Raw genomic sequence first — 14,831 nt, 5'->3', positions numbered from 1 at the left:
CACGCCTCTCACCAAATTCTAACCTTCCGCACCCCGTCCTCTAACCTGCGATCATTAAGATTGCACAGGAGATGGAGGGCCGTTGCGCGCACTTGGCGCCCCAATCGTTAAACGGAGCCGCTTAATGGAGAAGGCAGACATTTGGCCGCAGCCCCTATCCGGGCGGACTTTGCCCGGCGCGCAATCGGCTACGCCGTCGACGCGGTGGCATCCAGCGGTCGGTGTATTCGTTGCAGTGTCGATGACCATTGCAATCGAGCTTCTTGCCTCCGGGATGGCGCTGGAGGCCCGGCGTTCCCTGCAGATTCTTGTGCTCGCATTGGTCGGGTGGACTTTGACATCACTCGACGACACCTTTGTTGCTGTCACTTCAGCCGTTGCAATGACGTTGTTCGTTACCGGAAAACCGGAAGCTCTGTTCGGTACTCTTGGCGACCAGCTGATCTGGCTTCTTCTTGCATCGTTTCTGCTGGCCGCAGCCTTCAAGGCGAGCGGCATTACCGACCAGCTCATTGCTCTGGCCGCCGGTCGCTTGCGCTCGGTTCAGTCCCTTGCCTATGTCCTGACGGCGATACTTCTCGCGACCGCTTTCGTCATTCCCTCCACATCGGGCCGGGCGGCCATGATGGTGCCGGCCTACGCGGCAATTGCCGGGAACTGTACCAGTGCTCGGGTGCGAAGGGCGTTCGCGCTGTTGTTTCCGACGATCGTGCTTTTATCAGCCTTCGCCTCGCCGATTGGTGCCGGCGCACATCTCGTCGCCATCGATATGGTGCAACGGCTGTCCGGTCAGGAGATCGGATATCTTGATTGGGTTGTTTTGGGCCTGCCTTTTGCCGCTTCAAGCGTATTTCTTTCGACCAGTATTATCCTGCGGCTCTTTTTGACGGCGCAAGAACGGCGAGGCATGCTCGTCCTTCCTCCAAACAGCCTTAAGCGCGAGCCGCTTCCGCGTCAGCCGATCTTCTGGATCGCCGCGGCCGTGGTGACCGGCTGGCTGACGGAACCGATGCATGGGATCGACCCGACGATCCTTGCGCTTATCGGCGCGCTTGCTGTCTTCTTTCCCGGCGTCGGATCAATATCATTTCGCGATGCCCTCCGCGACGTTGACCTGTCGCTTTTGGTCTTCCTTGCCGCGATGATCTGCCTTGCAGATGGTTTCGTGACTTCCGGGCTGAACGAGTCACTGGTCACGATGGTGTTCCGTCCTCTGCGAGCAGGGGAATTGCCCTCCATCATGTTCATCGCGCTCGTTGCCATGATCGGATTGCTGTCTCATCTGATCATTCATAGCCGCACTGCGCGGGTATCGATCTTGCTGCCGCCGACCCTGATCCTTGCTCAGGCGTCAGGCGCAGATGCCGTCATGGTGATGCTGACGCTGGTCTCGGCGACAGGCCTTTGTCAGACGCTGATGGTCAGCGCAAAACCGGTCGCGCTCTTTGGGCGGTTGGAGGAGAACGCCTATAGCGCGGGTGACCTCGTTCGGCTCAGTGCGGTGCTTATGCCCGTTCATTTTCTTCTGATCATGGCCTTCGTGCTGATCGTCTGGCCCGCCATCGAATTGATGTTGGTGTAGGTAGCGTTAGGAGTTTCTATGTCGAAAAAGCACAGGCGTTTACGTGTTCTGGTGGCACCTTCAGGCTTCAAGGAAGGGCTCGGCGTTCGTGAAGTCGCAGACGCGATCGCACGGGGCGTGCGCAACGCTCTCCCACGGGCCAAGATCACGCGCATGCCAATGATCGATGGCGGCGAAGGCTTTGTCCAAACCATGGTGGATCTCCTGGGGGGCAAACTGCATCCACTCACCGTGACAGGTCCGGTAGGTCAACCCGTCGATGCCCATATCGGCCTTCTTTCAGGACGGAGGAAACGCACGGCGGTGATCGAGATGGCTGCCGCTGCCGGGTTGCGTCTCGTGCCAAAGGATATGCGCGATCCCACTCGAACAACCAGTTACGGTGTCGGTGAAATGATCCGCGCGGCACTCGACCTCGGAGCCGAACGCATCATCCTGGGCTGCGGCGATTCCGGCATTAACGATGCGGGCGCCGGCATGGCGCAGGCGCTTGGCGTCCACCTCCTGGATCGATACGGCCAACCGATTGCCGGCAATGGGGCGGCACTGCGTTCGCTTGACCGTATCGATGCTACTGATCGCGATGCTCGCCTTGAGAAGGTGAGCATCGACGTCGCCGTCAATCCTTACAACATGCTGCTCGGAAAGAACGGCGTTGCACGGATATTCGGACCGCAGAAGGGTGCGACGCCGGATCAGGTGGCCATTCTGGAACAAGGTCTTCAGACATTTGTCCGGGTTGTTCGCCGCGATCTCAATGTCGACGTCGAGCCCTTGAAGGGAGGTGGGGCATCGGGGGGACTTGGGGCAGGCCTCCACGCGTTCGCCCACGCCAAGCTGCATCCCCGTTTCGATCTCATTCTTCGACACATAAAACTCGATCGAAGGCTGTCCAAGACTGACCTGGTGATGACCGCCGAAGGCGGGATTGATGGACAAACGCGGCACGGCAAGGTTCCGGCGGAGATCGCACGTCGGGCCAAACGCCACAAGCTGCCGGTTCTCGCCTTGGCCGGGACCGTCGGTGCGGGCGTTGAGACGACACGGGAGATCGGAATTGATGCGGTGTTCAGCATCCTCAACCGGCCCTGTACGCTGGAAGACGCGATCCGCGAAACTGAAGCTCTGCTTACGGAAGCGGCTGAACAGGCCGTGCGTCTAATGCTTGCGACGCGTTCGGTATTGCGATCTTAAGAGCCGACATTCCATTGTGCGGAAATGGCGAAAACGGCGAGGCGGCCCGGCCCAAGGTCAGGATGACGCGAGGCAAGAAAGATAAGGTTGCGGAGAATGCGGGCCGCGACCGCGGTTGGCAGTGAATGGGGCCACGCCTTGTAAAGCTGGTCGAGACTGCCGCCGGCGGTGCGGGACGCGGCCTTTGACCGGGACGCCGGGGTGTCACGACAAGCAGTATGCCGGGGTGGTCGCCATCATTCCGTTACGACCGCAATGCGCTCCATGCGTTCTACGAGCCGCCAATCCGCACGTTCGTCCGGGACGTTCATGATTTCGAGAAGCAGCGACGTGTCGATTGGCTTCAACCAAACTTTGTAGATCCCCGTCGGGACCTTGATTTTCATTCGATCCCTCACCCGCAGTTCGCGGAGATGCGCCAGGGCAGCTTTGCGTGCGTCCTCTTCGGTGGCTTCGTATCCGAGGAGCTCCTCGCTTCCGGCAACCACCTCGAACGCGTAAACTTGATCGATTTTCATAATGTGCTCGCCTCCCGTGATGATTTGAGTGATGAAGATGGCAGGACTACAAGAGTTGGCGGATTAAAAGAGATGCAGTTTCGTTAGGTCCTAATCCGCAGGAAGAACGCTAGTTGCGGCGGTCGTCTTTGTAGATTTCGAGTTCATGCAAATTGCCTTCGACGACGTGAATGAGGCAGATGAACAGCTGGTCCACTATTTCTGTCGGGTCCATCAAAATAATATGCTTCGGTTGGAAAGCGGGCCTCGACCAATGCAGCGGGACCAACGATGCGAGATTGTAAACTATCCTGGCGGTCAATCGGACTGACACGGGCCGAAAGTAATTGCATCCGCAGCTCATGGCGTCCGGGAAAATCCCGGGACAGAAGCTTTTCGGTGATCAATACTTTCCTTTTGGAGAGTGCACGCCAGCTTTCGGTATTGGTCGACATGCCACTGGTTCCCATTCTTCGACTACCGCACCAAACACGATAATTGCCATAAAGAAGTCGGAGGCATATCCCTAAATTCTCGGGGAAATTGCCACAAAGTTGCACATGGCGGTGAGAGATTGGAACGACCGAAGTCCGGCGTCGACGGCGACTACATCCTGTGAGCTTGCAGGGGACGATCAACGTGAGCCGTTGATTGCCTGAGGACACCAACATTATCGCCTCGCCGCGACGCATAACTCCTCACCCTTTCGCGTTGAAACGAGCGCATATCCTTCGCCATAGACTGTCTTGATCCGGACGTCATGACAGGCGGACAGAGCCTTTCGAAGGCGAGCGATATGGACATCCACGGTGCGGGCGCCAACGTCGTGCGGCTCTCGCCAGACGGCAGTCAGCAAATCGTCCCTGGAGCAGGTCCTGTTGCGGTGGCGAACGAGTGTCTCAAGGATCCGACCTTCGATGGAGGTTAACGCCAGACGCCTTCCACTGATGGTGACGTGCTGTAGTTCGGACGAAACCGATATATGGGTGGGCGAAGCTGACGGCGGGACTTCGCCAAAGGCAGACGGATCACCGGACGCACGACGCGCGTGCCGGAGAAAGGCAAGCAGGCGTTCGGGGTCAAGCGGTCGCATGATGCCGTCATCAAGCCCGGCCTTGATCATCTGCAGATGCATGGTTCGCATGTCGCCGGCGATCAACGCGCCGACGGCAAGTCCAGCCTGTTTTGACAGGCTGCAAAGGGCGACGATATCGCCGTGCCAGGCAACACCATCGAAGATGACGGCAAGCAGTCCGCCTTTCTGCAGACAAGATTCGACATCGGCGTCACCGTCGGCGAGCTGGCTCGGAAACCCCTCTACGGAAAGGATGTGGTTTAGGAGAAGATAAAGCTCCGGATCCTCTGTGCAGATTAGCACCCGATTTTCCATCTCAGTCCTCCTCTCAGCTTGGCGTAAACTCGCCGCCATTGACGTCGAGTATCGCGCCATTGACGAAGCCTGCCTCGTCGGATGCGAGAAACACGATGGCGGCCGAGACCTCGTCGGCTGTCCCCAAGCGGCCGGCCGGAATTCGCCTAATGGCCTCACGATTGACATCGCTTGAAGCCGGACCCGTCATTCCGGTCAGAATTCGGCCGGGTGCAACAACATTGGCGGTGATACCGAAGCGTCCGTATTGGGTTACAAGCGAACGTGACAATCCGGCAAGGGCTGCCTTCGAGACCGCATAGGCAGGCCCGGCAATCAATGGTCGCGTCCGGCCAGCGAGCGATCCTACGAAGATGATGCGCCCGAAGCGGTTGTTCTGCATATCGGGCAAAGCGTACTGGCAGCACAGCATGGCACCTGTCAGATTGATGGAAAGCACGTCATCCCATTCCCCGCGCGGAATGGTACCGACCAGTGACGGGCCATTGTTGCCTTTCGGTGAGACCCCGGCGCAGCAGACCAGGACCGACGGCGCACCAAAGCGAGCGCGGATGTCATTGAAGAAGCTCTGAATGGCTTCGGGCTTCCGAAGGTCGACCTGCGAGGCGACCGCGCGACCCGCTTCGATGCTCGCGGCAAGACTGGCGCCGGCTTGCTCGACGCTTTCGGCGCTGTGCCCGAAAACGCCGACGCGATAGCCATCCCTCAGGAACCGACGGGCAGTTGCAAGGCCGATGCCAGTGGTGCCGCCGCTGATGACGGCGACCCGCCCTGTCCCGCCGGTGCTCATGCCGCCTCGTCCATTGCGGCAAAAAGTGACAGAGGCGGATGGGCCTCGGGATCGGTCAAGACCTCGATCATCAGAGATTTGTTGCCGGTTAGCCCCGTGCGGATATGTTCGGCAAGCCCGTCGGCGACGCTGACACGGACAGCCGGGCATCCGCACGCTGCAGCGATTTGGCTGTGATCGACATCGACAAAATGGCAGGCGCTGGTGAAGCGTCCGAATTTTACGGTCTCTGCGTCGCGCTGAAACCCGAGGATACCGTTGTTGAGAACGATGATCAGCACGGGGATGTTGCTTCGGACCATTGTCTCGAGCTCCGCCCAGCTGTGGGCAAAACCGCCGTCGCCGACGAGGACGACAACGGGCTTGTCCGGATCGGCAAGTTTTGCGCCCAGCGCAAGCGGCAACCCCCAACCGAGACCCGCAAGACCGCGCGGCGTCAAAAACCGCATCCCGGCTGAAAGCGATCGGAGCTGTCCTGCAACCCACATTGAGGAGTAGCTCGCGTCTGCGACGACCGTCGTATCTGCTGTCAATTGCGATTGCAGCTCGCGCATGATCCGTTCCGGCCGGATCGGAGTTGCACCTGAATGACTGACGCCTTGCCGTTCGGCGTCAAACATGGCCCAGCAGCTGGCGATGCGTTCAACCAGGTCCGCACGCGCGGCGTGACGTTTCGACAGATCGCGCGTCGCAAGGGCTGCCCGTAACGCGTCAATGGTCTCGGCCGCATCACCTGCCAGCCTGACGGCTTCATAGGTGCGTCCGATTTCCGAAGGGTCGACGTCGATATGGATGACGGCCGAGGCTGGGTTAATCTGACGCCAACTGTCGGTGCCGTTCTGATTGGTTCTCGTCCCGATGAGGAGAACAATATCCGCCTCCTGGACAAGGGCAAGCGTATGGCGGCCGAGCGATTTCGGACCGACCAACGCGCCCAGGACACCAGCCGATAGTGGATGATGTTCGTCCACGGCACCCTTGCCCATATTAGTCGTCAGAACGGGAAGGCATGCTTCCTCCTGGAGCTTTGCAAGAGACTGAGCGGCGCAGCTTGCATGCACGCCGCCGCCGGCGATGACAACGGGCGCCCGTGCCGCGGCGATTAATGCCGCAGCCCGCGCGATATCTGCGTCTGCCGGACGGTTGCGGTCAAGCGGCCATCGTCCCAAGCTCACCGACCGGCACAGCACCGGCGCCTCGATCTCGGCGCGCAGGAGGTCGGCGGGAAGCAGCAGGGCGACAGGTCCCGGCCGTCCCGATACCGCGGCGGTGAACGCGGCGTCGACATAGTCGTCGATGCGTTCGGGAACGGTCACCTTTCTCACCCATTTTGTGCAGGACTGGAAGAGCGCCAGATGGTCGAGTTCCTGGAAGGCGTTTCGATCGGCCTGATCCCGTTCGACGTCCTGAACGAGGGCGACGATCGGCACGGAGGCCTTCAGGGCTTCGGCGAGCGGCGGAACGAGAAGTGTCGCCGCCGGACCGTTCTGGGCGGCGACGACCCCGACCTTTCCCGATCGCCGCGCATAGCCATCGGCCATCGTGCCGCCCATGTTTTCCTGCCGGTAGGCAACCTGCCGTATGCCGATCGCTTCGGCTGCGAGAATGACGGCGGATGGAAGGCTTTGCGCAAAGATCATTGAAACGTCGTGCCGCTTCAAGCTGAGCGCAATACGCTCTGCGACTGTCAACATGTCAGGGGAATGCGTCATCGGGAGGCCTCGAATTCTTGAGCGGCAGGGGTCGAGAGGAAGTCGGAGAAGGTCGTGACGACCGCATCGGCGTCGTAGGCCGTCATTGCGGTCGACAGGCAGGCGGCGGCGCCGTTCGGCAGCAGGATGCCGCGATGAAGGAAATAATCGGAAAGCGCGGTGTTGATGTCGTTTTCGGCCTGTGTCGGATAGCCGCTTCGATAGTCGCTGGGTGCCTGCTTCTTCGGATGGATGCGAAACAGCGAGGCGGCACCGCTGACGCTGAAGGGCGCGCCGGTGCGATCGATTGCGTTCTGCAATCCGGACCGGACGTTGTCCCCAAGGCGCTCCAGGCCATGGAAGGCCTCCTCGGTCATCGCCTCCATCGCGACACGGCCGGCCACCATCGACACGGGGTTTGCCGAAAATGTTCCGCCCTGCGGCAGGAGCGGCTTTCCCTTGTCGTTGGCGAAAACGCTCATGACGTTTGCCCGTCCACCGACAGCGCCTACTGGAAAGCCGCCGCCGATGATCTTGCCGCAGGCAATCAGATCCGGTTCGAGGCCATAGCGGGCCGAGGCGCCGCGATAGGATTGCCGCAGATTGAGCACTTCATCGGCGACGAGGAGAACGCCGTGCTTGTGCGCGGCAGCCTGCAACGCCTGCAGGAAATCCGCCTTCGGCTCGATCAGCCCCGCGCGGCTCGGCATCGGATCGATCAGGACGCAGGCCGTTCTGGCACCTACGTCCGCCATTCTGCGTTCGATGCCCTCGACATCATTGAAGCGAATGACGGCAACGTCGTCGGCGACCGACGGGGGCGTCCCGCGATAGGCGGGAATCGCATTGGGTCTCGACCCGTCCCCCCAACGTGTCGGTGAACTCGCCTGACCGGCCTCGGCCCAGTCATAGGCGCCATGATAGGCGCCCTCGACGCGGACGATGCCGGTCCGGCCCGTAAAGGCACGCGCCGCCTTGATCGCAAACATCACGGCTTCGGTCCCGCTGTTGACGAAGCGAACGTGTTCGATCGCCGGAATGCGCTCGGCGAGGAGTTCGGCAAGGTCGATTTCGTGTTCCGTCGGATTGGAAAAGCAGGTTCCGCGGTGAAGGAGGTCGGCAACGGCGTCGGCGACCGGCAGGAAACCGTGGCCGTGGATCAGCGTCGTGAAATTGTTGTTGAGATCCAGGAACCGGTTGCCGTCGACGTCGAGCACATAAGCCCCTTCGCCGCGGGCAATGTAGACCGGTACCGGTTGACGCTCGACGGTCACCCGCGTCACGCCCGAGGGAAAGATTTTCCGCCCTCTGTTGAAAAAATGATGGGACCGGGCGCGCGACAGCGGCCGGTCCCCGGAAATGTCACGTGTATGAAGCATCTTCTTCCTCCGGGACGCACCGTGCGTCCGAACATTGCAATTATGTTACAACAAAAATCACAATGGCGAAGAAGTTGCAACAAAAAAGATCAACCGAAGGGCGCTGCGCGATGACCAGTGCGCGACTGGGCCGCCTTCTTGAGGCGCCTGTAGCCGTCGCGAATGTCATTTTCCATCGCCGCTCGCACGAAAGACGCCTCACCCTCGGCCAGCGCCTCGATGGCGACCATGTGGTTGTGGACGCCGTAGCGCTGCTCGGCAAATTCCGGATAGAGGTCGTGGAAGGATGATCCGACACGCAGCCATAAAGCTTCGATCGTCGAAAGAAGATGCGGCATGCCACAAAGACGGTAGATGGTAAAATGAAACTCTTTATTGACGTGTAGCGCATCCCGGTATCGCTTCTCGTCGAGGGACAGACTGATTTTCTCCTGTAATTTCAAAAGAGTTTCGACGGTTTCGTCGGTTGCGTTGGCAGCACCTTTTTCGGCCGCAAGCCCTTCGAGGGCAAGCCGCATCTGCGTCACCTCATAAAGCCCCGCAAGATCGAGGTAGGGAACGATGACTGTCTTCGGACCCGACATCACCAAGGCGCCCTCGAAGACGAGTCGATTGATCGCCTCGCGCGCCGGAGTAGAACCGACGCCCAAGGTCTCGGCGACAGTGCGGATCGGCAGCTTCTTGCCGGGGCTGTAAGCGCCGCGGGTGAGCTGGTCCTTGAGTGATTCATAGACATAATCGCTAAGGCGCCCCTGGTGGCCTTCCGCACCAGACGCACCCGCAGTTGTACTGTCGTCCATATTTTCTCCCCCTGGCATTGACATGCCGCGTTTTTGTTGCAACAAAACACATGTAACAGGAATATTACGGTTTAATGTAACAGCATAACGAGATTGTGAATATTAGCAACGCTGGGCGGAGATTGCGGCGTGGGAACCCGCCGCCGGAGCGGCAAAGCTATGTCTTCAAACCGTAAGGACGGCTCAAATTCTGTAGGAGGGAGTAAACTTGATCGGTGCCCCCATATTCATCGACGGCGCATGCAAGCAGTATGGCGCCCATACCGCGGTCCGAAGCGTGACGCTTGAGGTCGAAGCTGGCGAATTCGTTTCGATCCTCGGGCCATCGGGCTCGGGAAAGACGACGCTTCTGACCATGATTGCCGGCTTTGAGACGCCAAGCGCCGGGCGCATCGTCATCGGCGGGCGGGACGTCACGCAGCTCCCGCCTAATCGGCGCGACATCGGCATGGTGTTCCAGCGCTATGCGCTGTTTCCGCACATGACGGTTGCCGAAAACATCGCCTTTCCCCTGAAGATGCGCCGCCTGCCGCGAAACGAACGGGAACGCAAGGTGGCCGAGACGCTCGAACTCGTGCAGCTCGATGACCTCGCTCGCCGCTATCCCCATCAACTGTCGGGCGGCCAGCAGCAGCGCGTCGCAGTTGCCCGTGCCATTGTCTTCGAGCCTCCGGTGCTCCTCATGGACGAGCCGCTCGGCGCGCTCGACAAGAAGCTGCGGGAGACCATGCAGTTGGAGATCAAGCAGCTTCAGCAACGCCTTGGTGCAACGGTGATCTATGTCACGCACGATCAGGAGGAAGCGCTCACCATGTCGGATCGGGTCGCCGTCATGGCGGCCGGCGAGATCGCCCAAGTGGGAAGCCCTGCATCGCTTTACCGGCAGCCGCAAACCGCATTCGTTGCCGATTTCATCGGGCGAATGAGCTTTGCCGAGGGAATCTATCTTGGCCTTCATGAGGGTTTTCATGCGGTGAGGCTTGGGGAGACCGTCGTGCTGCAGGCAAGCAGCGTCAACGGCACCATCCGTCCAGGCGCGCGGCTTAAACTTGCCATGCGCCCGGAAAAGCTATGCCTGACGGCACGCGGCAAGGGCGGAAGGAACGTCATTCCCGGAACGCTTGAAGCGAGTGTGTTCACCGGAGCCTGCGAGCTTCATCTGGTGCGCGCCGAAACCGATGGCCGTCCGCTTATCCAGATCCAGACATCCGTCGATACCAAACCGGCCGGTCTCGATGCCGGCGCGCGTGTCGACATCGTGGCACACGAAGACAGCCTGCATGTGTTCGAAAGGCAAGGGTCGTGAGTATGGACATGTCGGCCGCACCAACTCCTGGACGCCTCATCGGACCGGCGCTGCGCCTTGGAGCAGCGACACCGGCTGGGCGCTACGGAGCAACATTGACACTCGTTCTCCTGATGCCGTTGATCGTCCTGTTTTCGATCGGCTTCCTCTATCCGATTGCGCGACTCGTGATCATGAGCTTCGGCGACGCTGCAGCGGATCTCGAGCAATACCGGCGCATCTTTACGACATCGCTTTATCTCGGAGTCTTGTCGCGCACGATCTCGACTGCCGCCATCGTCACGCTGCTCAGCCTCATGTTCGGCTATCCAGTCGCTCTGGCGATGTCCAAAGCGCGGGGTCGCCTGGCGCTCGTCATTGCCGCGGCTGTTCTCGTTCCATTGTGGACCTCGGTGCTCGTGCGCTCATATGCCTGGATCGTGCTCTTGCAGCGCAGCGGCCTCGTCAACGCCTTTCTGGTCGAGAGCGGTTTCATCGCCGCGCCGCTGAAATTGCTTTATACCGACGGCGCGGTCATCCTGGCCATGACGCATGTGCTGATGCCGTTCATGATCCTGCCCATCGCCAATGCGTTGCGCTCGATCTCCCCTGACTATGCGCTCGCGGCCCGCAGCCTCGGCGCCGGTTCGCTTGCGACCTTCCTGCGCGTCGTCCTGCCGCTCTCGCTGCCGGGCGTCTTCGCCGGCTGCGTCATGTGTTTCATCCTGGCGATCGGCTTTTACATCACGCCAGCACTCGTCGGCGGACCGGAAGCCATGACGATGGCGACCCTTATCGCCCAGCAGACGATGGTCGTTCTCGACTGGCCGTTTGCAGCAGCTCTTTCGACCGTCCTGCTCCTGGTAACGCTGCTCGTCGTCCTCGCCTTCCGCCGCGCACTTTCGATCAGCAAAGGAATAAACAGTGTCGCCTGACCAACCCGTTGCAGCAAGAACCTTTAGCCATCCGCTCCGCACGACCATCGTTCGGCTCGCGGGCGGTGCCGGAATCGGCGTCGTGCTGTTCTTCCTGCTGATGCCCACGCTTCTCATCGTTCCAATGTCGCTCAACGCAACGGCCTATATCGAGTTGCCGCCCCGCGGGTTGACGCTGCGTTGGTACCTCGATTATCTGGCCGATCCGGACTGGCGGGCAGCAACCGTCTTCAGTCTGAAAATTGCGTTTTCGACCGCTGTCGCAGCGACTGCGACAGGCACGCTGGCGTCGCTTGCCATCGTGCGCGGGAGCCTGCCCGGCCGGAACGCTCTGAAGGCGCTGGCGATGGCTCCGATGATCGTTCCCCATGTCGTCTTCGGCGTCGCGCTTTATCTCGTCTTCTCGCCGATCGGGCTTACCGGCAACTTCACCGGCTTTCTCATTGCCCATTGCGTCCTGTCGATCCCCTATGTGGTGATTACCGTCAGCGCAGCACTCGAACGTTTCGATCCGGCTCTCGAGCGTGCAGCGCTCAGCTGCGGCGCTTCGCGAACACAGGCGTTTTTCAGCGTGGTCCTGCCGAACATCGCCCCTGCCGTGGCAGTGGCCGCCGTCTTTGCCTTCCTCGCCTCGTTCGATGAGGCCACGGTCGCCTTCTTCATCTCGGATACGGGAGGCAAGACGATCAGCCGGAAGATGTTCGAAGATATCGATTTCAACCTGACACCCGTCATTGCCGCGGTCTCGACCCTCATGGTCGCAATCTCGCTTTTGTTGATGGGCTCGGTCGAACTCCTGAAGGGCCGCCGGGAGGAATAGGCGGTCGAATTTTCATCACGCGAGGAAAGACATGAAGAGGTCAATGACATTTATCGCAGCCTGCACGACTGCCCTGCAGTTCGCAGTGGTTTCGCCGGCGGTTGCTGAGGAGCGCGTTGTCGTGGCAACGACGGGTGGCTCCTATGACGCTGCGTTGAGGAAGTTCTGGTTCGATCCATTCACCGCGAGCACCGGGATCAAAGTCGTTTCGGTGGCTGCTACCAATGCCGAGATGCGCGCCAAGGCAACGGCCATGGTCAAAACCGGCAATGTCACCTGGGATCTTTATCCCGATGGAGAAATCCAGGCGGATTCCGACAATCACAAGGCGACATCGGAAGACCTCGCCGTGTTCTGCGAGGCGTTCAAGGACCGGCCGGACCTCGTCGAGGACGCCTGCATCGGTGCCGGTGCCAGGCTGTTTTCGACGGCAACTCTGATGGCCTACAAATCGGACGCGTTCCCTGATGGAGCGCCGACGACATGGGCGGACATGTGGGACACGAAGCGCTTTCCGGGCGGGCGGGCTTTCCCGAATTTCGACGATCCCTGGCGGGTTATGGCGGCTGCCCTGCTTGCCGACGGCGTAGCGCGGGAGAGGCTCTTCCCGCTCGATATTGATCGGGCGCTCGCCAAGCTTGAAACCATTCGCGGCGATATCTCCGTCTGGTGGAAGACGGGCGACCAAAGTGTGCAGGGCTTCCGTAACGGCGACTACAGCATCGGCCAGATCTGGCTGACGCGAGCCAATGCGCTGAAGGTGGAGGGTCGCGCCATCGGCTGGTCCAATCAAGCGTCCTTCCTGGTCGGCGATCGTCTGACCGTTATCAAGGGAGCGCCGAATAAGGAAAATGCCCTGAAGCTGATCGCCTTCTGGCTAAATAGTCCGGACGCGCAGGCGCGCGTCTGCGAGGAGCTCCTATGCACGCCGCCAAGCAGCAAGGCGATCACGGCGATGTCGCCGGCGGCCCGTGCAGGGCTTCCAAGCGAGGAAGACATCCGGGATCATATCGTCGTCCCGGACGCCGCATGGATCAACACCAATTCCGCTTTGCTGCTGGAGCGCTGGAACGCCTGGATACGATGAAAGATGTGTCGGGTCGAAAGACCCGGCTCCTTCCCTACAGCTCCAGTGCCTTGTCAATTGCCACGGCAAGAGCCCTGATCTCGTCGACGGTATGATCGGCGGTCGGGCAGACGCGCAGGCCGGCCCGCCCCGAAGAAACGGTCGGAAAGAAGATGGCCGACACATAGCTGCCTGCGACCAGAACACGTCGTGCGGCGTTGATCGCTGCCAGTTCATCGCCAATGAAAACGGTACGGATCGGGAGTGTCGATCCGGATTGGGCGGTTGGCACCAGTTCGTCGAAGAGTGCGATGTTTGCCGCAAGCCTCTGCTGCCGTTGCCTGAGCTCATCCGTGCGATGGAGCCTCTGAGACGCCATGGCAGCTCCGATTGCGGCAACGTTGATCGAAGCGGAAAAGGCATGGGCGATGGCGAAGCGCCGAAAGACCTCCTCCTGGGGCGCCGTGCCGAGCATCAGGATGCCGCCAGAAGCACCGAAGCCCTTCCCGAGAGAGGCTGCAATGATTGTCCGCTCGCCAAGGCCACCTGGCATCTGCGAACGGGCAAAACCCGCGCCCTTCTCTCCGAAGATCGAAACGCCATGCGCGTCGTCGATATAAAGGAATAGTCCATAGCGCCGCTGGAGTTCCAGAAGCTCGGCGATAGGCGCATTGCCACCCATCGAATAGACGCCGTCGCAGATATAGGCGACGCATGGATGGGCCTCGCAGATCTCTTCGAGCGCGGCAAGGTCGTTATGAGCGATCGTGCGGACGTCTGTCTCTTCGGCGACGACCGGTTTGTTAAAGGCGAGCGTTGCATGGGCCAGACGATCGAATACCATGACGGGCTTCACACCGTCTGTCAGCGCGCCCGAGGCAATCAGCGGCAATGCACTCATGTTGGCGGCAAGCACCGTCGTGTATGTAATGACACGCGCATCGAAGAGATCCGATAGGGCTTCTTCGAGGGTACCGAGAGCGGCAAAATTCAGGCGCGTTCGCGCGCAGGACCAGTGAAGGGTCCCGTAGTCCAGGAGTGCTGCCATCGCACCGGCCGCGATCACCGGATGGTTGTCGAGCCCGAGATAGGAACACCGCACGAAATCGGTGACGATTCTCGTCTTGCCTCTTGCCGATCGTATCTCGGCGTTTCGCCCTGCGAGCGGCCTCGCATAGAGCGCCATAAGGCCCTTCGAATGTGCCGCGGCAAAATGCGGCGCCGAGGTATGGATGAGACTTGCGGTGTTGCGATGCCGCGTAGGCATCGGCGCATTGTGCTGTTGTTCGTTCTGCATGGAACCCTCCCCGCCCGCTTCTGATCCATTAAGCGTAAGGAGGAGCCCCACCTTCATACAACGAAGCCAGCCTGAATTTTTCCTTAAGATTCCGTGACGGTCCCA

Annotated in this window: 14 protein-coding genes; 6 read left to right on the top strand and 8 right to left on the bottom strand. The window is 60.3% G+C overall.

Annotation, left to right across the window (positions count from 1 at the left end):
• The first annotated feature begins 241 nt into the window (after window positions 1-241).
• Window positions 242-1,582: an SLC13 family permease gene (locus RGR602_RS23815; protein ID WP_040116412.1), complete on the top strand. Its 1,341-nt coding sequence runs from the start codon at window positions 242-244 to the stop codon at window positions 1,580-1,582.
• 18 nt (window positions 1,583-1,600) lie between these two features.
• On the top strand, window positions 1,601-2,776 hold the full coding sequence (locus RGR602_RS23810; protein ID WP_040114565.1) for a glycerate kinase family protein: 1,176 nt from the start codon (window positions 1,601-1,603) through the stop codon (window positions 2,774-2,776).
• A 236-nt stretch (window positions 2,777-3,012) separates the two neighbouring features.
• Here the strand turns inward: RGR602_RS23810 and RGR602_RS23805 are convergent, their stop codons facing one another.
• From RGR602_RS23805 to RGR602_RS23780, 7 genes are all read right to left on the bottom strand, one after another.
• Window positions 3,013-3,294, bottom strand: a complete 282-nt coding sequence (locus tag RGR602_RS23805; protein ID WP_040114564.1) for a hypothetical protein — start codon at window positions 3,292-3,294, stop codon at window positions 3,013-3,015.
• Between the two features lie 143 nt (window positions 3,295-3,437).
• Window positions 3,438-3,728 carry a hypothetical protein gene (locus tag RGR602_RS36345; protein WP_223844113.1) on the bottom strand — a complete coding sequence of 97 codons (291 nt, stop codon included), beginning with the start codon at window positions 3,726-3,728 and terminating at the stop codon, window positions 3,438-3,440.
• Between the two features lie 215 nt (window positions 3,729-3,943).
• Window positions 3,944-4,663, bottom strand: a complete 720-nt coding sequence (locus RGR602_RS23800; RefSeq protein ID WP_052451734.1) for a winged helix-turn-helix transcriptional regulator — start codon at window positions 4,661-4,663, stop codon at window positions 3,944-3,946.
• A 13-nt stretch (window positions 4,664-4,676) separates the two neighbouring features.
• Complete coding sequence (locus RGR602_RS23795; RefSeq protein ID WP_040114563.1) at window positions 4,677-5,453, bottom strand: SDR family NAD(P)-dependent oxidoreductase; 777 nt, start codon at window positions 5,451-5,453, stop codon at window positions 4,677-4,679.
• Window positions 5,450-7,165: an acetolactate synthase catalytic subunit gene (locus RGR602_RS23790; RefSeq protein WP_040114562.1), complete on the bottom strand. Its 1,716-nt coding sequence runs from the start codon at window positions 7,163-7,165 to the stop codon at window positions 5,450-5,452. The genes RGR602_RS23795 and RGR602_RS23790 overlap by 4 nt, the downstream gene beginning before the upstream one ends.
• Window positions 7,162-8,523 carry an aspartate aminotransferase family protein gene (locus tag RGR602_RS23785; RefSeq protein WP_052451733.1) on the bottom strand — a complete coding sequence of 454 codons (1,362 nt, stop codon included), beginning with the start codon at window positions 8,521-8,523 and terminating at the stop codon, window positions 7,162-7,164. The genes RGR602_RS23790 and RGR602_RS23785 overlap by 4 nt, the downstream gene beginning before the upstream one ends.
• Window positions 8,524-8,612: 89 nt before the next feature.
• A complete protein-coding gene (locus RGR602_RS23780; protein WP_040114561.1) occupies window positions 8,613-9,323 on the bottom strand; it encodes a GntR family transcriptional regulator in 711 nt (236 codons plus the stop codon).
• 208 nt (window positions 9,324-9,531) lie between these two features.
• On the opposite strand from RGR602_RS23780, the gene RGR602_RS23775 reads away from it, so the two are divergent.
• From RGR602_RS23775 to RGR602_RS23760, 4 genes are all read left to right on the top strand, one after another.
• Complete coding sequence (locus tag RGR602_RS23775; RefSeq protein WP_040114560.1) at window positions 9,532-10,629, top strand: ABC transporter ATP-binding protein; 1,098 nt, start codon at window positions 9,532-9,534, stop codon at window positions 10,627-10,629.
• Window positions 10,630-10,631: 2 nt separating this feature from the next.
• Window positions 10,632-11,543: an ABC transporter permease gene (locus tag RGR602_RS23770; protein ID WP_246703826.1), complete on the top strand. Its 912-nt coding sequence runs from the start codon at window positions 10,632-10,634 to the stop codon at window positions 11,541-11,543.
• Between the two features lie 100 nt (window positions 11,544-11,643).
• Window positions 11,644-12,363: an ABC transporter permease gene (locus RGR602_RS23765; RefSeq protein WP_052451911.1), complete on the top strand. Its 720-nt coding sequence runs from the start codon at window positions 11,644-11,646 to the stop codon at window positions 12,361-12,363.
• A 43-nt stretch (window positions 12,364-12,406) separates the two neighbouring features.
• Complete coding sequence (locus RGR602_RS23760; protein ID WP_223844111.1) at window positions 12,407-13,450, top strand: extracellular solute-binding protein; 1,044 nt, start codon at window positions 12,407-12,409, stop codon at window positions 13,448-13,450.
• Window positions 13,451-13,484: 34 nt separating this feature from the next.
• On the opposite strand, the gene RGR602_RS23755 is transcribed toward RGR602_RS23760, so the two are convergent.
• Complete coding sequence (locus RGR602_RS23755) at window positions 13,485-14,726, bottom strand: 8-amino-7-oxononanoate synthase family protein (protein WP_040114558.1); 1,242 nt, start codon at window positions 14,724-14,726, stop codon at window positions 13,485-13,487.
• Window positions 14,727-14,831: the final 105 nt, after the last annotated feature.

The sequence above is a fragment of the Rhizobium gallicum bv. gallicum R602sp genome (assembly GCF_000816845.1).
GTDB classification, from domain to species: Bacteria; Pseudomonadota; Alphaproteobacteria; order Rhizobiales; family Rhizobiaceae; genus Rhizobium; species Rhizobium gallicum.
The sequence above is the reverse complement of the archived record's forward strand: the minus strand, read 5'-3'. Positions and strand labels throughout refer to the sequence as shown.

What these genes read in the sequence shown, in the direction of transcription:
- RGR602_RS23815 (WP_040116412.1), top strand. Translation starts at nt 242, where the DNA reads ATGACCATTGCAATCGAGCTTCTTGCCTCCGGGATGGCGCTGGAGGCC.
- RGR602_RS23810 (WP_040114565.1), top strand. Translation starts at nt 1,601, where the DNA reads ATGTCGAAAAAGCACAGGCGTTTACGTGTTCTGGTGGCACCTTCAGGC.
- RGR602_RS23805 (WP_040114564.1), bottom strand. Translation starts at nt 3,294, where the DNA reads ATGAAAATCGATCAAGTTTACGCGTTCGAGGTGGTTGCCGGAAGCGAG.
- RGR602_RS36345 (WP_223844113.1), bottom strand. Translation starts at nt 3,728, where the DNA reads ATGTCGACCAATACCGAAAGCTGGCGTGCACTCTCCAAAAGGAAAGTA.
- RGR602_RS23800 (WP_052451734.1), bottom strand. Translation starts at nt 4,663, where the DNA reads ATGGAAAATCGGGTGCTAATCTGCACAGAGGATCCGGAGCTTTATCTT.
- RGR602_RS23795 (WP_040114563.1), bottom strand. Translation starts at nt 5,453, where the DNA reads ATGAGCACCGGCGGGACAGGGCGGGTCGCCGTCATCAGCGGCGGCACC.
- RGR602_RS23790 (WP_040114562.1), bottom strand. Translation starts at nt 7,165, where the DNA reads ATGACGCATTCCCCTGACATGTTGACAGTCGCAGAGCGTATTGCGCTC.
- RGR602_RS23785 (WP_052451733.1), bottom strand. Translation starts at nt 8,523, where the DNA reads ATGCTTCATACACGTGACATTTCCGGGGACCGGCCGCTGTCGCGCGCC.
- RGR602_RS23780 (WP_040114561.1), bottom strand. Translation starts at nt 9,323, where the DNA reads ATGGACGACAGTACAACTGCGGGTGCGTCTGGTGCGGAAGGCCACCAG.
- RGR602_RS23770 (WP_246703826.1), top strand. Translation starts at nt 10,632, where the DNA reads ATGGACATGTCGGCCGCACCAACTCCTGGACGCCTCATCGGACCGGCG.
- RGR602_RS23765 (WP_052451911.1), top strand. Translation starts at nt 11,644, where the DNA reads ATGCCCACGCTTCTCATCGTTCCAATGTCGCTCAACGCAACGGCCTAT.
- RGR602_RS23760 (WP_223844111.1), top strand. Translation starts at nt 12,407, where the DNA reads ATGACATTTATCGCAGCCTGCACGACTGCCCTGCAGTTCGCAGTGGTT.
- RGR602_RS23755 (WP_040114558.1), bottom strand. Translation starts at nt 14,726, where the DNA reads ATGCAGAACGAACAACAGCACAATGCGCCGATGCCTACGCGGCATCGC.